This window comes from Streptomyces sp. NPDC021019 (assembly GCF_044333295.1).
Taxonomy (GTDB): domain Bacteria; phylum Actinomycetota; class Actinomycetes; order Streptomycetales; family Streptomycetaceae; genus Streptomyces.
Genome location: NZ_JBIRQR010000003.1, coordinates 927720 through 949239, shown reverse-complemented (window position 1 = coordinate 949239; position 21520 = coordinate 927720). Strand labels below are relative to the sequence as shown.

Sequence of the window (21520 nt, the reverse complement as noted above, 5' to 3'; positions counted from 1 at the left end):
TTCGGCTGAATGGGGTGGGCGGGGAGAGGGGGCGGGCTGCCCGGCACGGTCTGTCCCGAGCAGCCGTGCGGCTACTTGTCGAGCTTCAGGCCGCGGTCGGTGACCGCCCTCTCGCCCTTCGCCTGACCGGAGCTGAGCATCTTCGTGTGGTCGCTGCCCGCGGCCATCTGCGCCGAGACGACCTGCTGCTGCACCGGGCCCCACGTCCAGCCGGGCACGATGGTGTCGGCGGCCTCGCCGGCCACGGCGTAGACGTCCTGGCCGGCGAAGTAGGAGGTGTCGAACTCCTTCGCCGCCGCGGCGCGCATGCCCTCGTTGGCGGGCAGGGCGCTGCTGGGGGCCTTGAGGGAGCTGAGGCGGGCGGTCATGGCCGCGGGGTCGGTGGTGACCCACTTGATGAACTCGGCGGCCGCCTCGGTGTGTTCGCTGCCCTTGGGCACGATGTAGGAGGTTCCGCCGTACATGCCGGTGCTGGGCCTGCCGTCCCAGGTGGGCAGGGGGGCTATGCCCCACTTGCCTTTGCTGTCGGGGTAGCTGACGGGGAAGGTCCCGGCGCTCCAGGCGGCTCCGATCACGGTGGCGACCTTGCCGGTGGAGCGTTCCTTGGCCTCCCCCTCGCCCCAGAGCGGGGTCTTCGACGCGAGGCCGTCGTCAAGGAGGTCGTCCCAGTAGGCGGCGACCTTGCGGGAGGCCGGGTCGTCGATGTTCACCTTCCAGGCGTCGCCCTTGGTGCCGTACCACCGGGCGCCGGCCTGCCAGGCGAGGCCGGAGAGGAGGGCGGGGTCGCCGCCGCCGAAGTTGGTGATGGCGACGTCGCGGTCGGCCCGCTGGATCTTCTCGGCGGCCGTACGGTACTCGGCCCAGGTCGTCGGCACCTCGACGCCGTGCTTCTGGAACAGGTCCTTGCGGTAGAAGAGCTGGATGGGCGTGACGTCGAACGGGACCGCCCAGGTGGAGCCGCCCAGGTTGACCAGGGACTGGACCGCTTCGGGGAACTCCTTCCTCACCAGCTCTCCGGAGGTGGGCGTGAGGTTCACCAGGTTGCCCTCGCTGGCGTACTCGGGCAGGGCGGAGTAGTCCATGGTGGCCACGTCGGGGGCGTTGCCGCCCTTGACCGCGTTGGACAGCTTGGTGACGCCCTCGGGCCCCGCGGGCACCAAGGAGAACGTGACCTCGATGCCGGTCTGCGTCTTGTTGAACGCGTCGGCCGTCTCCTCGGCGCCCAGGGCGGAGGACCAGAAGGTGAGGGTGACGGGCTTGCCGTCGCCGGGGCCCGAGGCGTCCGCCCCCGACCCACTGCCGCAGGCGGTGGCGAGCAGGGCGAGTGAGGCGGCGGAGGCCGCGAGGGCGAGGCGGGACGTGCGGGCGCTACAGGGCATGGGCCGACTCCTACGAGACCTCGAACTGCGGGAGATGAGGTGAACGGCACACATCATTTTGCGCAGAAGTGATCGCCGTCAAGAGCAAATGACCAATTCAATCAAATCGATCATTCACGAGTCCGATTCCCGGCTCCGGGCCATCGCCGCCCAGACAGCCGAAGAGCCGTACCCGCAGGGCTTGTTGGCCCGGGCACGGCTCCTCGCGCGGCACGTCTTCCGTCAGCTTCCGTCAGGGGGCGGCGGAGACCGCCCCGCAGGAGACCCGGATCCGCAAGCTGGGCAGGATGTCCAGGTGCCTGCGGGCGACGGAACTCCGGCCCGCATCCACCGCCCTCGGGTCCGTGGCGCCGGGCTCCGTCACACCCAGGCGGTCCAGCAGGAGCCGGGCGGCGGCGGCCCCCACGGCGTGCTTGTCCGGGGCCACGGCGGTGAGGGGCAGATCGGCGAGGCCCGCGACCTCGTCGTCGTACGCGATCACCGCGAGGTCCCCGGGCACCCGCACGCCCCGGGCCTGGAGCCGTGGGATGAGCACGATCGCGTCCGCGTCGCTGTGCACGATCGCGGCGGTCACGTTGCCGCTCGCCACGGCCTCGCACAGGTACTCCAGGGTTCGCTCGAAACGCTTCGCCTCCGACCGCGACAGTGCGTCGTCCAGCGGCGCGGTCGACACCGGAGTCAGCCCCAGCGCCTCCACGGCGGCCCGGTATCCGACCCGTAGCCGGGGAGCGGTCGGGCTGTCCTGCACGGCGAGCGCGATCGCCCGGTGCCCGAGCCCGGCCAGGTGCGCCACCGCTTCGGCCGCGCCGTGCGCATGGTCCGAGCGCACCCGGTCCAGACCCGCCGCCGGATGACCGAGCGGCGCCGAACGTTCCACCAGGACGACGGGGACCTCCTGCTCCGCCGCCCACAGCCCCTCACCCCGCTCCGGGCAGCCGCGCTCCCAGCTGGGCGTCAGGAGGAGTCCGTCGGCGCCGGTGGACAGCAGTCGGCGGGCCTGGGCGGCGTCCTCGTCGGGGAGGTAGCGGGAGAGCCCGATCGTCAGGCGGGCACCGGCGGCCTCGACGGTCCGCCGGGCGCCCCGCACGACGTCCGCGTAGTAGTAATCGGTGGTCGGCACCACCATTCCCACCACCAGCCCTTCGGCGGGGGGCGCGGCCGCGGGGGCGAGCCGGGACTGCCCGGTGGGCCACACCACCGCGCCGTGCAGCCGCTCCACCAGGCCCTGCGCGGCCAGCGCCTCGACGTCCCGGCGCAGGGTGACGGCGGACATACCGAGCTCCTCGGCGAGTTCGGCGACGCGCAGGCTGCCGCGCTCGCGGACGAGCTCGAGCACCCGCTCGTGGCGCTGGTCGACGTGCAGTCGCATGGATCCCCCTGGACTCGGAAACGGCTGGGTCGGACCTGACGGCGTTCCGGCGGCCGATCGGCCACCGCCCGGGCGGCGGAACCGCTCGGACTCCTGTTCCCGCGCGGCTGCCGCCCGGGAGCCGTCCGGCACGCCCCAACCATATCGATCACATCCGCTCGAAACGATCCGAGCAGGATTTCGCTTTTGTGCGACGGGCGCACGCCGGTTCACGGCCGGGGCGGACACATATACCCCGAGAAACGATCGATACAATCAATTCGGCCAGAGTCATTGAGCGTATCGGCTGGTGGCTGCTAGAAAGTGCCCGCCCGCTCAGAACAGTCGGATCCCGGGAAACAGTCCAGCGCCCCGCGCGCCGGGTTCCCGGCGAGACACGTCACCGACCCGGAGCTCCCCCATGACTTCTGCCTGGTCCCGCCGTACCTTCCTGGCCACCTCGGCGGCGCTCACCACCGCGGGCGGCGGAGCGCTGATGCTCGCCACGCCAGCCACCGCCACCGCCACCGCCACCGCCACCGCCACCGAGGACGATCCGTACGCGGCGCTCCGCACCACCTGGAGCGCGCTGATCCTCGGCGAGGGGTTCAGCCCGACCGCCGAGCCCTTCAGGAGCCGGCTGGCCGATCTCGGCGCGAAGGCCTCGCGCCTGCTGTCGACCATGGCGCCGGCGGAGGGCTCGCTCTGGCCCGACGCGGTGTTCGCGGATCCGGACCCGGACACGGACGCCGAGTCGTACGTCCTCTCGGGACGCATGGCCGACAGCTTCGTCCGCCTGAGCGCCCTGGCCCAGGCCTACCGCCAGCAGGGCACCGGCCTGACCGGGGACACGGGGCTGCGCGATGCGGTGCTCACCGGCCTGGAGCACCTCAACACCCAGGTCTACAACGGCGGCCGGGCCCGGTACGGGAACTGGTACAGCTGGCAGATCGGCGCGCCGCAGGCCCTGCTGGACGTGTGCGTGCTGATGTACGACGCCATCGCCCCGGAACGGCTCACGCGCTACTGCGCCGCCGTCGACCATTTCGTACCGGACTCCGCCGTCGCCTCGTACACGGGGACCAGCACCGGGGCGAACCGCGTCGATCTCTGCCGGGTCCTGGCCCTGCGCGGCGCCGTCGGAGGGAGCGCGGCAAAGATCGCGCTGGCCCGGGACGCCCTCTCCCCCGTCTTCCCGCTGGTGACGAAGGGCGACGGCCTGTACGCCGACGGCTCGTTCGTCCAGCACACCACCGTGCCGTACACCGGCAGCTACGGATCGGTGATGCTCGGCGGACTCGGCCTGCTGTTCGCGCTGCTCAAGGGGACCGCCTGGGAGGTCACCGACCCGAAGCGGCAGGTGGTGTTCGACGCGGTGGAGAACGCCTGGGCCCCGTTCGTCTACAACGGCCTCGTCATGGACGCCGTCGCGGGGCGTGCCATCAGCCGGAGCGAAGTCGACGACCACCGGCGTGGACACCCGATCCTCGCCTCCGTCGTGCTGCTGGGCCGGGGCGCGTCGGACGCGGAGAACAACCGGTGGCGAGGGCTCGTCAAGGGATGGGCGCAGCGCGACTACTACAGCCCGCCGCTGAGCAACCCGTCCCTCGGGCTCACCTCGCTGGCCCGGATCAAGGACGTCCTGGACGACACCTCGCTGACTCCGGTCCCCGAGCCGGTGGGCCACCGGCTCCTCCCCGACATGGCGCGGGCCACCCACCGCCGTCCGGGCTGGGCGGCGTCGCTGAGCATGGCCGACCGGCGGATCACCTATTACGAGACCGGCAACGGCGAGAACCTGCGCGGCTGGCACACCGGATCGGGAATGCTCTACTGGTGGGGCGACACCTTCGCCAACGGCCAGTACAGCGACGCCTTCTGGCCCACCGTCGACCCGTACCGACTGCCCGGCACCACGGCCTCGCGCAAGGTGCTCCCCGACGGGGCGGGCGGCGACTGGGGCACGTCGCTCCCCGATGTGAACTGGGTCGGCGGGGTCACCGACGGGAAGCGGGCCGCCGTGGGCCAGTACCTCAAGGGGCTCTCCAGCACGCTGACGGCGAAGAAGTCGTGGTTCTTCCTCGACGACACCGTCGTGTGCCTGGGGGCGGGCATCCACGGCCGCGACGGCGCGGCCGTGGAGACGACCGTCGACAACCGCAGTCTCGGGCCGATGGGCAACACCCCGTTCACCGTCGACGGCTCGGTGAAACCCCTCACGCTCCCGTGGTCGGCGCCCCTGACCGGAGCGTCCTGGGCGCATCTCGCCGGTCATGGCGGCTACGTTTTCCCGGGCGGGGCCACCGTGAAGGCACTGCGGGAGAACCGGACGGGCCGCTGGCGCCACATCAACACGGCGGGCTCCACGGATCCGGTCTCCCGGAAGTACCTCACCCTCTGGTTCGACCACGGCCAGGACCCGTCGGACGCCACGTACGCGTACCAGCTCCTGCCCGGCGCGTCCGAACAGCGCACGGCGGCACGGGCGGCGGACAGCGACTGGCTGCGGGTGCTCGCCAACACGGACGATCAGCAGGGGGTGACGGTCCCCTCGCTCGGACTGACCGCCGTCAACTTCTGGTTCGGCGGGAGCGTCGGGCCGCTGGTGGCGGACGCCCCGTGCTCGGTGATGGTCACCGAGCACGCCGACGGAACGGCGACGGTATGCCTGAGTGACCCCATGCGCATGCGGACGAGCCTGACGCTCACATGGAACCGGGCGGTCGCCTCGGTCGTGTCGAAGCCGGCGACGGTGACGTCGGCGACCACGGGGGCGTCGCTGCGCCTCGTCCTCGGCGACCTCTCCGGGACGCGCGGGGCGACGCAGACGGTCAAGGTACGGCTGTCCTGAACCCTGTCGGCGGTGGCTTCCGGTGCGTGGGTGCGGGCAGGCGGGTTCAGTCGGCCGGAACACTCAGGTGTTCCTCCATCCAGGGCGTCGGCCGGTCATACTGTCGGCCGGAACACGGAGTGGGGAACATCATCATGACGGACGACGACCGGATCGCGCCGCCGCTGCTGGGGAGCGAACGCGAGACGCTGCGGGCCTTTCTCGACTACCAGCGGGAGACCCTCGCCAGGAAGTGCGCGGGGCTGGACGACGACGAGTTGCGCGAGCGGACGATGCCGCCGTCCACCTTGTCCCTGCTGGCTCTGGTACGGCATCTGGCCGAAGTGGAACGCGCATGGTTCCGGCGGGTGTTCGAGGACGAGGCGGCCCCCATGGTGTGGTCCGTGAAGCCCTTCGACTTCCAGGCGGCGTACGACGCGAGCGCCTCGACCGGGGCCGAGGCGTTCGCCGCCTGGGAGGCCGAGGTGGAGACCTCGCGCCGTATCGAACGGGAGGCGGATGCACTGGATCTGGTGGGGCGTCAGCCGCGCTGGGAGAAGGAGGTCTCGTTGCGCATGGTCATGGTGCACGTCCTGGTGGAGTACGGCCGCCACAACGGTCACGCGGACCTGTTGCGGGAAGGGGTGGACGGCACGGTGGGGGCCTGAGCCCCCGGACGGTGTCCGGACCCGCGTCGCGCGACCGCGGCGGGCACAGGGGCCGCCTTCAGGCGCCGTTCCGTACGCCCCCGACCGCGGAGGGCCCACTCGTAGACTCGGCGCCATGACTCAGCAGCCGGCGTCTCCCGCCCTCGCCCCCACGTTCGCGCCCGACGGTGCCCTGCGTGCCTCGATCAACCTCGGCAACCCGATCCTGGCCCATCGGGACCCGGCGAGCGGCGAACCGGCCGGGCTCTCCGTCGACCTCGCGAGGGAGTTCGGGCGGCGCCTCGGAGTACCCGTCGAGCTGGTGGCCTTCGAGAGGGCCGCGCTGTCGGTCGACGCGGTACGGGCCGAGCGGGCGGACATCGGATTCTTCGCGGTCGATCCCGTCCGGGGCGAGGGGCTGCGGTTCACCGCCCCGTACGTCCTCATCGAGGGCGCGTATCTGGTGCCGGAGGCGTCCCCGGTCTCCGAGAACGGCCAGGTGGACCGTGAGGGCACCCGGATCTCGGTCGGGGCCGGGTCCGCGTACGACCTCTTCCTCACCCGCGAGATCCGCGGGGCCGAGATCGTCCGGTTCGAGGGCGCTCCGCGCGCGCTCGCGGCCCTGCGGGCGGGTGAGGTCGAGGTGGCGGCCGGTATCCGGCAGTTGCTGGAGGCCGAGGCCGCGCGGGCCGGGGGCGTACGGGTACTGCCGGGGCGGTTCATGGTGATCCGGCAGGCCATGGGGGTGCCGGCCGGGCGAGGGGCTGCGGCGCAGGAGCTGCTGGCGTCGTTCGTGGAGGAGATGAAGGCGGTCGGTTTCGTCGCCGACGCTCTGCAACGTCATGGCGTGGAGGGCGCGATCGTGGCGCCTGCGGGCTGAACCCCCGCCGGACGGTCGCCGCTTGAGGGCGTGGCGACTGGGGTGCCGATGTCGAGCCACCGGGGCGGACACCGGGCGCTCCGCGGGTCCGAGCCGGGTGGAGGGCGCGTTCTTCGCCTCAGCGGGAACGGGTCAGCACGCGGGTGGTGCTGCCGTCGTCCTCCTCGATGTCCCTCGTGTGCTCGAAGCCGATTCTGCGCAGGAGGGTCAGCGAGGCCTCGTTCGCGTCGGCGACCGTGGCGTGGACCTCGGTCAGGCCGAGGGTGTCGAAACCGTGGGCGACGACGGCCTGCGCCAGCTCGGTTCCCAGGCCGGATCCCCATGCGGTGGGGGCCAGGGCATAGATGATCTCGTGGCCGTCGACGGCATCGGTCCGCTTGATCTCGGCGTGCCCGACGAGGCTCCCGTCGCGGCGCACAGCCCAGACGGCGAACAGGTCCTGGGCGTAGACCTCGGTGAAGACCCGCCCGAACAGGGCCCGGTCCTCCGCCTCGGTGGAAGGGCCGTCACCCATCCACCGGGACACCTCGGTGTCCTGGAACAGGGCGACGAAGTCCTCTTCGTCCTCGGGGGCGTACGGCTCCAGCAGGAGTCTCTCGGTGCGCAGAGTCGGGGTCACGGCGCGTGACGCTACCCGGGCGACGACCGCGCGGCAATCGACCTTCCCGCACACCGGCTGGACGCCGGCAGAAGCAAGAGCGCTCTGCCGCCTCGAGGGAGAGTCATCCACTCTAACGGGGTAATGCCTGACAGGTCACGGGACAGTACCTTGGAGATGGCAACGAAGAAGACAGGTGACCGAGCATCAGGTAGGTCAATGTCCAAGCGCCCCGCGCGGTTTCCCCAGTAGCGGAATCGCAGAAGTGGGCCGCCATGGCCACTTCCCTTCCTCATCCCACGGACATGACCGGCTGCGGGAAAACGCAGCCGGATGACGGTCGACGTCATGTTCGGACACACCCGCGGCGAACGGGCCACTGGATGGTCTTCTTCCACTCCTCGGCCGCCCGGAGTTCGACGAGACCATCAACATCGCCCCCCTCCCATGGAGTTGACCCATGAGCACCTGCGGCTGCGGGCAGTCACCGATCGCCATCGGCGACTGTCGGCCCTCCAAACCGGCCTGCCCCACCATGACTTGTCCTGGCTCCAAGCCGTGCGAGCACTGCGAGACGACCCCGCTGCGCGATTCCGCGCCGTACCGGGTCACAGCGACCGCGAGCACCACCGACCCGACGCCCTACTACACCATCGCCAACACCCATGCCGCACTGGACCCCGTCGTCGCCCAGACCATCCTGGACAGTGGCACGGGTGTGTTCCCGGCCGACGACGGGACGCACAACGGCCAGCACACCTGGCTCGCCGGCGTCGTGCACATCGACCCCACGTCCCTGCGTGGCCACCCCGTCGACGTCACGCTCAGCGCCTCGGTCCACGTCCACAACGACGGCAGCAGCCCGGCCTGCCGGCTCTACGGCCGCTTCGCCCTGTGGAACGGCACGACCCCGGTCCGCACCGATCTCCTGGGCCCACCCGATCTGCCGGCGGGTGGAGACGACAATGGCGTGATCCCACCGACCACCGTGCCCCTCGCCGACGTCCTCGCGGGAAAGATCGTCGTCGAGCTCAACCTGGAGACGGGTAACGACGACGCCTGCCGAGTCGGCCCCAAACAGTGGACCGTCGACAGCTTCGTGCTCACCGTCCAGGCGTCCGCCCCGGGTTGCGGCAGATCGTTCCTCCGTACGACCTGTCGCGACTGCGACGGCGCGGTCACCTGTACGACCGACACTCTCGACGGCTCGACCCCCTACGCCCCGGTCCCGCCGGTGATCCCGGTCGCCTCCTGCCAGGACGGCTGCGCCACCGCCCGCCCACCGTGCATCTCCACCGACCGGGACAACGCCGTCACCCGGGGCAGCGACGGGTGTCTGTACGCGCCCGACACGCCTTCTCTGGACCCGTCCCCGTGCAATGCCGCACGGAACACGACCGGTGGACTACTCGTGCCGCGGATCGACCTGGCGGGTCTCGCGCCCGGCGGCAACAGCGGCATCGAACGGTCCGTGGACATCGATATCACCGGAGCGCCCGGCTGCCCCGAGAGGTGGGAGATCGGCGCCCGCCTCACGCCGGTGAGCGCGTTCCTCAACGCTGAGCGGCAGCACGCCGACCTCCTGGCCCGGGCCGGTACCGACGTGCCGATCCCCGAGTCCGACATCGTGCTCCCGGAAGCCGGCGTCTACCACATCGACAGCGACGTACGGTACGCGCTCGGTACCGCCACCGGCGGCAGCGGCTACATCATCGGCTGGCTCCGGGACGAGACCACGGAAACCCTCCTGACGAGCTTCACCCAGATCGCGGCGATCAACGCGTCGAGGCAGGAGCAGCAGGGCGGAACCACACACATCATGACCGAGTACGCGGTCGCCTCCGGTCCCCGGACGGTCCGCCTGCACCTGATGTTCGTCCCCACCGGCGGCAAGATCTCCGACGCCGAGGCCGGCGGCACCGACAGCAATGGCGCGACCCGGATGCGCTTCCTCAAAGTCAGGGATTAGAAAGTGGTCGCGTTCGCACGCGACCACTTCGACAGGCCTTCAGGAAAGGCGGGACTCGGCCGTCGGCTCCTCGCGCAGCAGCCGCAGTGCCTTCTCGCGCAGCCGCTGCCGGTGCTCGGGGTCGGTGGCCCGGTCCGCGGCACGGCCCAGTTCCTCGGCGCGTTCACGGTTGCGGCGGGCGCGCTCCAGCGGGGTGTCGTACAGGTTCATGAGGTGTCCTCCGTCTTCGGTCCTCCGTCGGCGACCAACGTCGCGTGCGCGACCGGAGCCCCAGCGTCACCGGAGTCCGTCCGTTCCGCATCTCGTGCGGCTACGTTCGGTGACGGCAGGAGGGTGGGTTCCCGGAGGGCGGCGGCCGCCCGTCACCCGGCGGTGTGGTCCGGATGCCCCTCGGTCCGCCTGGTCGCCTTCATCTCGGCCTCGTAGAGGTGGTCGCGGCCCGCGGCGAGCGCCTGCCTGATCTCTCGTTCGGTCGCCCGGAACGCGTCGTAGTAGGTGGCGTTGTACTCCTCGATAATCTGGAAGGTCCAGTGTCCGGGGATCACGTTGCGGCCGAGGATCTCCCGTTCGACGCGCTCGGCGTGTTGTCCGTGCCCCGCGGCGCGGAGCAGTCGTACGGCGTCGTCGAGCGCGAGGTCGGCGCTCCCGGTGAGCTGATGGAAGTCGTAGAGGGCGCCGCGGGCACGCTCGACGGTCTCCAGCGCCTTCGAGAGCGCCCCGAGGGCCTCGACGGTCGTGTCGGTCACGCCTTCGGGGCGCTGGTGCCGCGCATCCGGCGGCCGGTGTTCGGTGTTCATGGCAGTCCTTGTCCGTGGGGCGGCCGTGTTCGTGTGCGGCCGTTCGATTCCCGCCTCGCCGCCCGGGGGCATTTCCCACTGTCCTACTCGGGGCTTCGTCGCACCCGCCGAGCGCGTCCGAGGCAGATAACCACAGCCGCGATGTTCTCTAAACCACTCTAACCTCGCGCATCACAGCCCTTTGAGGGAATTTTAACGTAGGATACGGAGTCATGGGGAATGACGAGCGGGAGCTCTACTCGGTCGGCGAGGTGGCCGAGCTACTGGGGCTGCACGTGCGGACCGTCCGGAACTACGTACGCGACGGTCGACTCAAGGCGGTCAGGATCGGGAAGCAGTACCGGATCTACAAGGCGGATCTCGCCGCCCTGACCGGTAGACCGACGGACGAAACGGCCCCGGCGCCGGCATCCACGCCGGGGCATGTCGAGGTGTCCGGCATCGTGCAGATCGACGCGCTCAGTCCGGACTCCGCGCACCGGCTGAGCACGTTCGTCACGGCGGGCGCGCAGTCCCGGCGGGACACGTCGGACCCTCTGCGCATCCAGACGGTCTACGACGAGGAGCGAAGCCGGATGAAGATCGTCATCCTCGGTGGCGCCGCCGCCACCGCCGATCTGCTGCACATGATCGACGGCCTGCTGGGCCCGGACAGCGGCCTGTTCGGCTCAGCCTCCACGTCCACACAGGGGGCGGACCGTGCCTGACGTCGTCGAGTACCACGGCGTTCCGGTCCTGGTGTGCGACGCCGCGGGAGTCACCATCGCCGACGTTCAGGACGCCCTCGACCATCTGATCGGAGCCGCGTTCGCGAGTGCGGAGGTGGTCGCGGTGCCGTCCGGGCGGCTGGACGACCGCTTCTTCGACCTGAGCACCGGCCTCGCCGGAGCCATCCTGCAGAAGTTCGCGAACTACCGGCTCCGCCTCGTCGTCCTCGGGGACATCAGCCACCACCTGTCGGCCAGTTCGGCCCTCCCCGACCTCGTCCGCGAGGCGAATCGGGGCCGGGACATCTGGTTCGTGCCGGATCTGGACGCTCTCGCCGACCGTCTGGCCCCGGACGGGACCAGACGGTCATCCGGCTGAGGCAGCCGCTCCGGGACGGAGCTGATCGACGGGGTAACCGAGAGGGCGAGCGCGGCGGGCGGAAGACGCACCGCCCGCCGCACCGGACCACGCGGCCGGAGGGGTCAGCCCTCGTCGCCCTCCCCGCCCCCGTCGCCCTCTTCTCCCTCTTCCTCGAAGGCATCGCCGATCTCGTCGATGACCTCGGCCGCGACCATGCCGCCGACGACACCGACGGCCACGCCCGCCGCGACCCCGGCCACCACCGCACCCGCGCCGGGACCCGGCTCGCGCAGGTCACCGCGGTGTCCGGCGCCCGAGGGCGGCGTCGCACGGGTCTCGTGACCGGCGATGACCTCCTTCAGCCACGCGTCGACCTGGGCGTTCCAGTCGGTGTGCGGGACCGCCTGGTGCGAGACGGTGAAACGGTGGACCGTGTCGTGGCCGTCGGAGAACAGTCCGGCTCGCTTGTCCGCCTCGATGACGACCTCCACACCGCCCGGTCCGGCGATGAAGGTGACCTCGATCTCGTTGACGGCGTGCGCGTGACCGGCCGGCGGGAGGATCTCGATCTCCTGGTAGCAGGGCAGCTGCTGACCGGTGCCCCTGATGTGTCCGAGCTCCAGGTCGGCCGCCCTGAACGCGTAACCGAGCTGCCCGAAGGCCTCCAGGATCGCTTCCTGCACGGGCAGCGGTCCCACCGCGAGCGCGTCGAGGTCGCCCTTGTCCCGCGCTCCCGCGACCTCCAGCTCCGTCCGGATGCCGAGTACGGGGCCGAGGTGCTGGCCGTGGAGCTCGGTGATCGGTGTCTCCCACGGCAGGGTGACGGTGAAAGGCACCGTGTGTTCGGCTCCCTCGGCCAGCCGGAACCCACCCCCGACGGTGAACCGTTCGAGGACGGCCGTGCCCTCGCGCTCCTCGTCCTGATCCTCCCCTTCGACCCGGGCGACGAGGAGAAGCGACATCCGGTCGACCGTCACGTCCGATCCGCCGCCCCGCAGGCGGACCTCTCCGGTGAGGAGGCCTCCGGGCAATGCGGGGCCGGGCTCCAGCACGGTGTCGACCGAGGGTCCGCCGACCCCGAGGGCTCCGAGCAACTTCTTGAACACCATGTGCGGCGTCCGCTCCTTCTGTGTCTGGGCGATCTCTTCGTATGGGTGATCTCTACGGAAGAGCGATCTTTACGGATGAGTCGATCGAGGGTGGGCGAGCCGCCTCACCGGGCAGAACCTCCCGAGAAGCAAGGGGGTTCCCCAGCACATGACCACTACGCACAGTTCCGGCCATCCAGATCCCGCATGCCGTGGCCGCCCGGAGCGGCGCTTCCTGTGACACCCGCCACTCCCCCATTGCTTTGCGCTCCCTTTACTATCTATGGGGCGGGGTCACACCCGCATTCCACCGTCGATCCCGACGACCCGAACAGAGAAGGAGCTGCGCACCGCAATGGGTGAGCCTCCCAGTAGGAACCGTGTCATCCCTGACCCCACGCACCAGGGGACGGAGGTGACACGGTGAGCGAAGTGGCCCTTCTTCTCCTCGCCCTCGCGCTGACGCTGGCCTGCGCGGTGTTCGTCGCGGCCGAGTTCTCGCTCACGACCATCGAGCGCAGCGAGCTCGAACGCGCCGTGAAGGCCGGGGAGCGTGGTGCCGAGAGCGCGCTCAAGGCTGCCAAGCGGCTCACCTTCCAGCTCTCCGGCGCCCAGCTCGGCATCACCGTGACCTCTCTGGTCATCGGCATGCTGGCCGAACCGTCCCTCGCGGTGCTGCTGCGCGGCCCGCTGGAGGGCGCCGGACTTCCGGCCGGCGCCGTGTCCACGGTCGCCACCCTCCTCGGTGTGGCCGTCTCCACGGTGGTCCTCATGGTCATCGGTGAGCTGGTCCCGAAGAACTGGGCGATCTCCAGCCCGCTCACGGTGGCCAAGGTCGTCTCGACCCCGCAGCGTGCCTTCACGGCCTGTTTCGCCCCGCTGATCCGGCACCTCAACAACACCGCGAACCGTTTCGTGCGCCGCCTGGGCCTGGAGCCGGCCGAGGAGCTGGCCTCCGCCCGTACGCCGCAGGAACTGATCGCGCTCGCTCAGCACTCCGCCCGCGAGGGCGCCATCGAGCAGGACTCGGCCGAGCTCTTCGTCCGCACCCTGCACCTGGCGGAGCTGTCCGCCGAGAACGTGATGACGCCGCGCGTCGACGTCCGGGCGCTGGAGGCGCACGCCACCGCCGCCGACGCCGCCAACCTGACGCTGGCCACCGGCCTGTCCCGCTTCCCGGTCTACCGGGACAGCCTGGACGAGGTCATCGGCACGGTCCACATCCGCGATGTACTCGCCCTGGACGAGTCCGAGCGGGGTCGGACCCCCGTCACGGCCCTGGCGACCGAACCGCTCCTCGTACCCGACTCGCTGCCCGTCGACCGGCTGCTCGCGCAGTTGCGCAAACACCGGACGATGGCAGTGGTGATCGACGAGTACGGCGGTACGGCGGGGGTGGCCACCGTCGAGGACATCGTCGAAGAGGTCGTCGGCGAGGTCCGCGACGAGCACGACCCCCACGAGCGCCCCGACCTGGCACCGGCCGAGCCGCTCGGCGACGGGCGCCCGGTCTGGGAGGCCGAGGGAAGCATCAGGCTGGATCAGCTCGACCGGATCGGCTTCGGCGCACCGGAAGGCCCCTACGAGACGCTCGCCGGTCTCCTCGCCAACCAGCTGGCCCGCATCCCGGTCCGTACGGACCGGGTGGAGGTCGACGGCTGGCAGTTCGACGTGCTCGACATCGAGCACCACCGGGCCGACCGGGTCCGGATCAGCGCGCCCGCACCGGCGCCGGCCCTCGTGGAGGAGGACGCCCGATGACCGCCATCCAGCTCGCCATCGGCGCGCTCACCCTCCTCACCAACGCGTTCTTCGTGGGCGCGGAGTTCGCCCTCATCTCGGTCCGCCGCAGTCAGATCGAACCGCAGGCCATGCGGGGCAGCCGACGCGCGAAGAGCGCCCTGTGGGGCCTCGAACACCTGTCGGCCGCCATGGCCACCGCTCAGCTCGGCATCACCATCTCCTCGCTGGTGCTGGGCGCCGTCGCGGAACCGGCCATCGCCCATCTGCTGGAGCCGCCGTTCGACGCGGCCGGCGTTCCGGAGGCGCTCGTCCACCCGATCGCCTTCGTGATCGCGCTGACGCTGGCGACGTATCTGCACATGCTCATCGGCGAGATGATCCCGAAGAACATCGCGCTCGCCGCCCCCGTCGCCACCGCGCTGGCGCTGGGGCCGCCCCTGGTCGGCCTGACCCGTGCGCTGCGCCCGGTCATCTTCGGCATCAACGCCTTCGCCAACATGCTGCTGCGGCTGCTCAAGGTCGACCCCAAGGACGAGGTCGCCTCGGTGTTCACCGACGACGAGCTCGTACGGCTGGTCAAGGACTCCAGCGACGCCGGGCTGCTGGCCCCGGCCGACGGGGAGCGTCTGCGGGACGCGCTGGAGCTCGGAACCCGTCCGGTCGGCGAGGTGATGGTCCCGCTGAACCGGACCGTCACCGTCGACCTGGGCATCACCCCGCAGGGTCTGGAGCGGGCCGCCGTCGCCTCGGGCTTCTCCCGGCTGCCGGTCACCGGGCCCGACGACGGGCTGCTGGGCTACTTCCACATCAAGGACGCCCTCGGCGTCGCGGAACGCACCGAGGCGCTGCCCACGAGCGCCCTCCACCCCGTCATCCGGGTCGAGATCGACACCCCGCTCGACGACACCCTCACCGCGATGCGTGCCGCCGGTACGCATCTCGCGGCGGTCGCCGGGGACAAGGGCACGGTCATCGGGTTCGTGACCATGGAGGACGTACTGGACGAGCTGGTGGGGGCCGCCGCGGTCTGACCGGCCCGGCGGTGAACTCCACCGCGCGAAACGGAAGAAGAGGCGGCCCGTCGTACGACGGGCCGCCTCCCCTCTTCCCGGCGCAGGGCTCCGCCGGTCCGGCCCGAGCGCGTAAGCTCGGCGAATGGCCAAGTACTTCGACGTGCACCCCGCAAATCCCCAGCCCCGCACCATCAGCACGGTGGTCGACAGCATCCGGTCCGGTGCGCTCGTCGCGTACCCGACCGACTCGTGCTACGCGCTGGGCTGCCAGTTGGGCAACCGTGACGCCCTCGGCCGGATCCGGTCGATCCGGAACCTCGACGACAAGCACCACTTCACGCTGGTGTGCCACGACTTCGCGCAGCTGTCGCAGTTCGTGCGTGTGGACAACGACGTGTTCCGGGCGGTCAAGGCGGCGACACCCGGCAGCTACACCTTCATCCTTCCGGCGACGAAGGAGGTCCCCCGCCAGCTGCTGCACCCGAAGAAGAAGACGGTCGGTGTGCGCATCCCCGACCACGTCGTGACCCAGGCCCTGGTCGCCGAGCTCGGCGAGCCGTTGCTCTCCAGCACCCTGCTGCTGCCGGACGAGGAGGAGCCGCTGACGCAGGGCTGGGAGATCAAGGAGCGGCTGGAGCACGAGGTGGACGCCGTCATCGACTCGGGCGACTGCGGCACCGAGCTGACCACGGTCGTCGACTTCTCCGGCGACGAGCCCGAGATCGTACGCCGCGGGGCCGGGGACACGTCCCGCTTCGAGTAGCCCGTACGGCGGGCCGTCACGCCCACCAGTCTTCCCCGCCGCGGGTGACGAGGGAGACTGGTGGGCGTGACAGGTGAGCGACTGCGGTTCGACGGCTGGATCGCCGGTGTGGGGACCGCCTCGGGCACCCGGCTGGTGGTCGGCCACTGGCCGCGTTCGCCGTTCGGGGCGTTCAGCGACGTCATGGTCGAGCATTCCGACGGCGTACGGGTCCTGCTGGCCCCGTCCCGGCGGATCGCGGACTTCGTCGCCGCCACGTACCGCTTCGACCGGATCGAGGTGGTGCCCGTGACCGTATCCGTCGGCGGTGACACCTGGCTCGTCGAGGCGGGGCCGCTGCGTCTGCGGCTGCGGACGGGACGCCGCTCCGCCCTCGGCCTGCTGCTGTCCGCCGTACCGGCCCCGCTCGCCCGCAGCCCGCACTGGGCCGCGCTGTGCGACGGGCCGGCCCGGCTGCTGATGCCCGGCGTACGCACCCTGGGCCGCGTGGGTCCGGGGCGGCGGGAGTGGTACGGGGCGCGGGGGCTGCGGCCGGTCGTGGCCGCCCACGCCGTGCTGGACGGGGCGGGCCTGGGGCGGCTCGCCCCGCTCGACCCGCCCGTCGCCTTCGGGTTCGGCTCCGCCCCGCGCAGGCCCTCCCTGGTACGCGTCACCACAACGGTCGAACTCTCGCCCGCCGGGCGCTGAGTCCCTCCTGGACCCCCGGGGAGGGCACGTGAGCCTTCTCAGGAGCGGCTTCTGTCCGGCGTCGGAGGGGGCGGGCCGGGGATGCGAGGGTGCGGGGCGCGTCGCAGGGTGGACCCATGGCGAATCCCCCGATCGTCATCCACCGGCCGACCCCCTCGGGTGGCCGCCGGGTGACCGTGCACTACGAAGGCCGGGACGAGATACTCGGGCTGGCCCACAGCGACCACGACGTGATCGTGTTCCTCAACGAGGCCGGCCTCGAAGAAGCGGACCGGATTCTCGACAATCCGGTCTGGGTGGAGTGGCGGGGTGGGCGGGCCCACCACTACGAGGCCGCCTGAGAGGCCGCGTCACCTGGACCTCCCGTACCGCGCAGTCCATCGAGGATGGCCGAAACCGTCTCCCCGGGCGTCTGACCGGATGTGTCCAGCCACAGGCCGATACGCGGCGTCCCGCTCCGCAGGTACGCGTCGAACGCTTCGACCGTCCACTCCCCGTACCCCGTCTTGGCCCGCGTTTCCTCCCGCTCGCGCACGGCCGCGGGTGAGGGGGCGAGCACGACGACGTAGAGCGGGCGGGTGCGGACCCTGGCGACGTAGCGGGGCAGGTCCTCGCCGAGGACGATGTCCTGCACGACGGCCGTAAATCCGGCGTCCGCGTACGCGTCGGCCACCTGTGCCGAGATCCGCTGGCGCAGGTCGAGCTGGCTCCGCGCCTCCGCCGCCTCGTCGGGTGTCATCTCCGCCCGGCCGGAGACGATCATGCGGCGGAAGACGTCTCCGCGCACGTGGACCGCGCGTGGCAGGCACTCCGCCAGGAGTTGGGCGACGGTGGACTTCCCCGCGGCCATCACTCCGGTGATCAGTACGACACAGGGGCCGAGGTCGGTGCCCATCCGGATCTCCTCCTTCTTCGATCGTGCGGTCGGTGTCACGCCGTGCCCGCCGGAGTCGACTGCGGGCTCCCGAGGAGTTCGCGGACCCCCTCGGCGTCGGTCTCCCGCAGTGCGTCGTCCAGCAGGATCCAGCGGGTGATGCCCACGGAATCCAGGAAGGGCAGATCGTGGCTGGCGATGACGAGCGCGCCCTCGTAGGACTCCAGGGCACTCGTCAGCTGCCGCACGCTGGCCAGATCGAGGTTGTTCGTCGGCTCGTCCAGCAGCAGCAGCTGCGGGGCGGGGGCGGCGAGCATGGTCGCCGCGAGGGCGGCCCGGAAGCGTTCGCCGCCGGAGAGGGTCCCCGCCGGCTGCTCCGCGCGGGCCCCCTTGAAGAGGAACCGGGCGAGCTGGGAGCGGATCTGGTTGTCGGTGGTGCCCGGGGCGGTGCGGGCGACGTTGTCGGCGACGCTCAGCTCGTCGTCGAGCACGTCCAGCCGCTGCGGAAGGAACTTCAGCGGTACCGCCGCCGTGGCCTCCCCGGTGCTCGGCGCGAGCTCCCCGGTGAGCGCCCGCAGCAGCGTCGTCTTGCCGGCCCCGTTGCGGCCGACCAGGGCGATGCGTTCGGGTCCTTTCACCTGGAGGCTGCCCTCGCGCAGCCGTCCGTAGGGGAGGCTCAGGTCCCGTACCGTCAGAACGGTGCGGCCCGCGGGCACCGCGGTGTGGGGCAGGCTCACCTTGATCTCGGCGTCCCGGCGCATGGCTTCGGCGGCTTCCTCCCTGCGCTCGCGTGCCTCGTCGAGCCGGTCCTCGTGCAAGCCTCGCAGCCGGTCCCCGGACTCCTGGGCCGAGCGCTTGCGTTCCCCGGCGACGATGCGCGGGGCCTTCCGCCGGCCGTCCAGCTTCTTGTCGTGGCGCTGGCGGCGGGCCACCTTGATCCGGGTCTCCTCCAGTTCGCGCTGCTGGCGGCGTACGTCGGCGTCGGCGGCGCGCAGCATCCGCCCGGCGGCCTCCTGTTGGGTGGCCAGGGCCTCCTGGTAGGCGGACCAGCCGCCCCCGTACCAGCTGACCGATCCCGATCGCAGTTCGGCGATGCGGTCGACCCGTTCCAGCAGGTCCCGGTCGTGGCTGACGACGACAAGGATGCCGGTGCGCCAGGAGTCGACGGCGTCGTAGAGCCTGCGGCGGGCGAACAGGTCCAGGTTGTTGGTCGGCTCGTCGAGGAGGAGGACGTCCGGGCGTTCCAGGAGCAGCGCGGCCAGCCGCAGCAGGACGGTCTCCCCACCGGACAGCTGCCCGACGGTGCGGTCCAGTTCGACGGCGCCGAGCCCGAGGGAGCCGAGAGTGGCCAGAGCGCGCTCCTCGACGTCCCAGTCGTCGCCGATCGTCTCGAAGTGCTCCTCCCGTACGTCTCCGGACTCGATGGCGCGCAGGGCGGCCCGGCGCTCGTCGATGCCGAGGGCCGCGTCGACGCGCAGGGAGGTGTCCAGGGTGATGTTCTGGGGCAAGTAGGCAAGGTTTCCGCCGACCGTGACGGACCCCTCGGAGGGGCGCTGAAGTCCGGCGAACAGGCGCAGCAGGGTCGACTTGCCGGCGCCGTTGGCTCCGGCCAGACCGGTGCGACCGCGGGGAACGGTGAGGGAGAGCCCGTCGAAGAGGTTCGTGCCGTCGGGCCACCGGAAGGTGAGGTTGGAGGCTGCCACGGAGGCGCTGGGCGCGGTGGGATGGCTCATGTGGTTCTCGCAGTCGGAAGCGGGAGGATCGGGGGCTTCGTATGCGAACAGCACGCGGCGACCCGGCCCGGGGGCCGGAAAGTGGTGGGAAGAACAGTCCTGCGAAGGTGAGGGACGGCTCAGCACCGAGGTCGCATCCACGCGGAAGTCACGGGCGGCAGAGATGCCGACAGCGTCGTGACCGTGTACGGGCCAGGGCCGTACCGCGCGATGATCGCGGACCTCAGATGCGCAACGTCCACCTCTATCGGAGACAACAGGACCCGCTCAGCCTAGCCGAGGATCTTGCCGGGCGTCGAGGGGATTGGTTCAGGGAGCGTTCTGCGGGTCCGGGGCAGGGGACGTGGTGGACGCGGGGGTTCTCTGGTTCTCCGCCGGGTCCGCGGGGCCCCGTCGGCCGGGCAGCCTCACACCGGGCGGCACGACCGGGGTACGCCGCAGCGCGAGGGCGCCGAGGACCGCGGCGAGGCCGGCCAGTGCGAATCCGTAGGGCGGGGTGGCGCCCATGGGGTGGGTCTCGTACACCAGCGCCGCCGAGAGCACGATCAGGACGGCGGAGAGGCGGCCGTACTGTTCGGTCGCGGCGACGACGGCCATGCCCCACAGCAGGTACCAGGGCTGGACCATGGGCGAAAGGCCGACCAGGACGAGCAGCGAGAGGCCCAGGGCGTGGGCCGGTGTCATACTGCCCCGCATCGCACGCCGGGCCAGCACGACGATCACGCCGAGCGCGGCCGCGAGGCCCAGGGTCTGGACGACGGACTTGACCGGCTCCGCGTCGACGCCCAGGAGCAGATGGGCCAGCTCTCCCAGTCCGAGGCCGATGTCGCTGGTGACGGAGAGCGCGGTGTGGATGTTCGCGGCGACGCCCTGGGTGTGGAGCCAGCCGAATCCGGTGCCGCTGATCAGCGTGGCCCCTCCGGCGACCGCACAGGCGACCAGGCCGGGCGCGAGCAGTCCCTTGGCCCAGCGGCGCCACTGGGGGCCGGTCGCGGAGGCGTGCACGAGGACCCCGATGAACAGCAGCGCCACGGCCGCCGGTGACTTCACCATCATGGCGAGGCCCACCAGGGCGCTGCCCGCGATCCATCTGCCGCGCAGGGCGAGCACCAGGCCGGCGAGCATCAGCCCGATCATCAGCCCGTCGTTGTGCACGCCGCCGACCACGTGGATCAGCAGCAGCGGGTTGAGGACCCCCAGCCACAGCGCGCGGCTCTCGCTGCGGCCGTGTTCGCGTGCCAGCCGGCGCAGGGACCAGACGATCAGGGCGAGGGAGACGAGCGCGACGACCCGCATCGCCAGGACGGCGGGGACGATCGTTCCGCCGGTGATCCAGGCGACGGCGGCGGAGAGGAGCAGGAAGAGCGGTCCGTACGGGGCCGGGGTGTCGCGCCAGTGGTTGCCGACGCTGGCGGCGGCGTCGCCGCCGATTCCGCCGGGGTCCAGGGCGGAGGGGCCCACGGTGTAGACGTCGTGTCCCTCGAGGACCATCGAGCCCTGGGCGATGTAGCTGTAGACGTCGGCGCTGTAGAGCGGGGGCGCGAGCAGGAACGGGGCCGTCCACCAGGCGAGGGTGACGAGGGTCTCGCGGGCGGTGGAGGCGGTCTTGCCGTACTGCCACCAGGCCACGACGAGCACGGTCAGTCCGACGTAGGCGAGGACGGCCGCCGCCGCCTTCGCTGCGGACCCGTGGTCGGTCCACAGGCCCCAGGGATCGTGGACCGGCAGCTTTCCGGCGAACCAGCCGCCTGCGACGATCGCCACAGATCCTGCCGCACCCAGCCGACGGTGCCCGACCGCGCTCAAAGCCCACATGACCGGCCAACCTATCGGACGGCCGGGCCCGAGCCGGCCGCCCCCTCCCCCGGCCTGCCCGGCATTCCGCAGGGTGCGGCACCGCGCCGCATCGGCTCCCGGCCGTCAGCGGGATCCATCCGCGCGACGGGGTTCAACGACGCGGCGCGTAGATCTGTTGGCGCCCGGGCGCCGGCATGCCAGGCTTCACCCATCACCAAGGGGCGTAGCTCAGCGGCCAGAGCGGCGGTCTCCAAAATCGTATGTCGCAGGTTCGATTCCTGCCGCCCCTGCCATCACCACCCGGCC

At 71.3% G+C, this 21520-nt stretch carries 20 protein-coding genes and 1 tRNA gene; 12 read left to right on the top strand and 9 right to left on the bottom strand.

Going from position 1 to position 21520, the window contains the following annotated elements; translation table 11 throughout:
- Positions 1 to 71: 71 nt before the first annotated feature.
- Positions 72 to 1379, bottom strand: coding sequence for an ABC transporter substrate-binding protein (locus tag ACH4RG_RS21870; RefSeq protein WP_398539998.1), 1308 nt, complete (start codon positions 1377 to 1379; stop codon positions 72 to 74).
- A gap of 232 nt (positions 1380 to 1611) precedes the next feature.
- Positions 1612 to 2748 carry a substrate-binding domain-containing protein gene (locus tag ACH4RG_RS21865; RefSeq protein ID WP_398539997.1) on the bottom strand — a complete coding sequence of 379 codons (1137 nt, stop codon included), beginning with the start codon at positions 2746 to 2748 and terminating at the stop codon, positions 1612 to 1614.
- A 400-nt stretch (positions 2749 to 3148) separates the two neighbouring features.
- On the opposite strand from ACH4RG_RS21865, the gene ACH4RG_RS21860 reads away from it, so the two are divergent.
- The 3 genes from ACH4RG_RS21860 to ACH4RG_RS21850 all read left to right on the top strand — a co-directional run bounded on the left by ACH4RG_RS21860 (position 3149) and on the right by ACH4RG_RS21850 (position 7084).
- Entirely contained in the window at positions 3149 to 5578 is a 2430-nt protein-coding gene (locus ACH4RG_RS21860; RefSeq protein ID WP_398539996.1) for a polysaccharide lyase 8 family protein, read from the top strand.
- 134 nt (positions 5579 to 5712) lie between these two features.
- The gene (locus tag ACH4RG_RS21855; protein WP_397918020.1) at positions 5713 to 6225 is read left to right on the top strand and encodes a DinB family protein; all 513 of its coding nucleotides are present in this window, start codon (positions 5713 to 5715) and stop codon (positions 6223 to 6225) included.
- Positions 6226 to 6340: 115 nt separating this feature from the next.
- Positions 6341 to 7084 carry a transporter substrate-binding domain-containing protein gene (locus ACH4RG_RS21850; RefSeq protein ID WP_398539995.1) on the top strand — a complete coding sequence of 248 codons (744 nt, stop codon included), beginning with the start codon at positions 6341 to 6343 and terminating at the stop codon, positions 7082 to 7084.
- 118 nt (positions 7085 to 7202) lie between these two features.
- Here the strand turns inward: ACH4RG_RS21850 and ACH4RG_RS21845 are convergent, their stop codons facing one another.
- Positions 7203 to 7703 (bottom strand): GNAT family N-acetyltransferase, encoded by a 501-nt coding sequence (locus ACH4RG_RS21845; RefSeq protein WP_398539994.1) that lies wholly within the window; start codon positions 7701 to 7703, stop codon positions 7203 to 7205.
- 439 nt (positions 7704 to 8142) lie between these two features.
- On the opposite strand from ACH4RG_RS21845, the gene ACH4RG_RS21840 reads away from it, so the two are divergent.
- Complete coding sequence (locus tag ACH4RG_RS21840; RefSeq protein ID WP_398539993.1) at positions 8143 to 9651, top strand: hypothetical protein; 1509 nt, start codon at positions 8143 to 8145, stop codon at positions 9649 to 9651.
- A 39-nt stretch (positions 9652 to 9690) separates the two neighbouring features.
- Here the strand turns inward: ACH4RG_RS21840 and ACH4RG_RS21835 are convergent, their stop codons facing one another.
- Together ACH4RG_RS21835 and ACH4RG_RS21830 are read right to left on the bottom strand one after the other, a co-directional pair.
- A complete protein-coding gene (locus tag ACH4RG_RS21835; protein WP_397918016.1) occupies positions 9691 to 9861 on the bottom strand; it encodes a DUF6381 family protein in 171 nt (56 codons plus the stop codon).
- A gap of 152 nt (positions 9862 to 10013) precedes the next feature.
- Complete coding sequence (locus ACH4RG_RS21830; protein ID WP_398539992.1) at positions 10014 to 10448, bottom strand: hypothetical protein; 435 nt, start codon at positions 10446 to 10448, stop codon at positions 10014 to 10016.
- A gap of 212 nt (positions 10449 to 10660) precedes the next feature.
- On the opposite strand from ACH4RG_RS21830, the gene ACH4RG_RS21825 reads away from it, so the two are divergent.
- Both ACH4RG_RS21825 and ACH4RG_RS21820 read left to right on the top strand, forming a co-directional pair.
- Entirely contained in the window at positions 10661 to 11155 is a 495-nt protein-coding gene (locus tag ACH4RG_RS21825; protein ID WP_397918014.1) for a helix-turn-helix domain-containing protein, read from the top strand.
- Complete coding sequence (locus ACH4RG_RS21820; RefSeq protein ID WP_397918013.1) at positions 11148 to 11534, top strand: DUF4180 domain-containing protein; 387 nt, start codon at positions 11148 to 11150, stop codon at positions 11532 to 11534. Before ACH4RG_RS21825 ends, ACH4RG_RS21820 begins: the two co-directional genes overlap by 8 nt.
- 104 nt (positions 11535 to 11638) lie before the next feature.
- Here the strand turns inward: ACH4RG_RS21820 and ACH4RG_RS21815 are convergent, their stop codons facing one another.
- Positions 11639 to 12625: a sporulation protein gene (locus ACH4RG_RS21815; protein ID WP_398539991.1), complete on the bottom strand. Its 987-nt coding sequence runs from the start codon at positions 12623 to 12625 to the stop codon at positions 11639 to 11641.
- Positions 12626 to 13027: 402 nt separating this feature from the next.
- Here ACH4RG_RS21815 and ACH4RG_RS21810 point away from each other — a divergent pair, with 402 nt between their 5' ends.
- The 5 genes from ACH4RG_RS21810 (at position 13028) to ACH4RG_RS21790 (ending at position 17151) form a co-directional block, all read left to right on the top strand.
- Entirely contained in the window at positions 13028 to 14365 is a 1338-nt protein-coding gene (locus tag ACH4RG_RS21810; RefSeq protein WP_397918011.1) for a hemolysin family protein, read from the top strand.
- Entirely contained in the window at positions 14362 to 15378 is a 1017-nt protein-coding gene (locus ACH4RG_RS21805; RefSeq protein WP_397918010.1) for a hemolysin family protein, read from the top strand. Before ACH4RG_RS21810 ends, ACH4RG_RS21805 begins: the two co-directional genes overlap by 4 nt.
- 124 nt (positions 15379 to 15502) lie before the next feature.
- The gene (locus tag ACH4RG_RS21800; protein ID WP_397918009.1) at positions 15503 to 16123 is read left to right on the top strand and encodes an L-threonylcarbamoyladenylate synthase; all 621 of its coding nucleotides are present in this window, start codon (positions 15503 to 15505) and stop codon (positions 16121 to 16123) included.
- A 66-nt stretch (positions 16124 to 16189) separates the two neighbouring features.
- Positions 16190 to 16810, top strand: coding sequence for a hypothetical protein (locus ACH4RG_RS21795; RefSeq protein ID WP_397918008.1), 621 nt, complete (start codon positions 16190 to 16192; stop codon positions 16808 to 16810).
- A 116-nt stretch (positions 16811 to 16926) separates the two neighbouring features.
- On the top strand, positions 16927 to 17151 hold the full coding sequence (locus tag ACH4RG_RS21790) for a hypothetical protein (RefSeq protein ID WP_003964170.1): 225 nt from the start codon (positions 16927 to 16929) through the stop codon (positions 17149 to 17151).
- Here the strand turns inward: ACH4RG_RS21790 and ACH4RG_RS21785 are convergent.
- The 3 genes from ACH4RG_RS21785 to mptB all read right to left on the bottom strand — a co-directional run bounded on the left by ACH4RG_RS21785 (position 17136) and on the right by mptB (position 21232).
- Positions 17136 to 17705 (bottom strand): AAA family ATPase, encoded by a 570-nt coding sequence (locus ACH4RG_RS21785; RefSeq protein ID WP_398539990.1) that lies wholly within the window; start codon positions 17703 to 17705, stop codon positions 17136 to 17138. The genes ACH4RG_RS21790 and ACH4RG_RS21785 overlap by 16 nt on opposite strands.
- Before the next feature lie 35 nt (positions 17706 to 17740).
- On the bottom strand, positions 17741 to 19417 hold the full coding sequence (locus ACH4RG_RS21780; protein ID WP_398539989.1) for an ABC-F family ATP-binding cassette domain-containing protein: 1677 nt from the start codon (positions 19415 to 19417) through the stop codon (positions 17741 to 17743).
- A 309-nt stretch (positions 19418 to 19726) separates the two neighbouring features.
- Positions 19727 to 21232 carry a polyprenol phosphomannose-dependent alpha 1,6 mannosyltransferase MptB gene (gene mptB, locus ACH4RG_RS21775; protein ID WP_397918005.1) on the bottom strand — a complete coding sequence of 502 codons (1506 nt, stop codon included), beginning with the start codon at positions 21230 to 21232 and terminating at the stop codon, positions 19727 to 19729.
- A 199-nt stretch (positions 21233 to 21431) separates the two neighbouring features.
- Between mptB and ACH4RG_RS21770 the strand changes: the two genes are divergently transcribed.
- A tRNA-Trp gene (locus tag ACH4RG_RS21770) sits at positions 21432 to 21507 on the top strand.
- Positions 21508 to 21520: the final 13 nt, after the last annotated feature.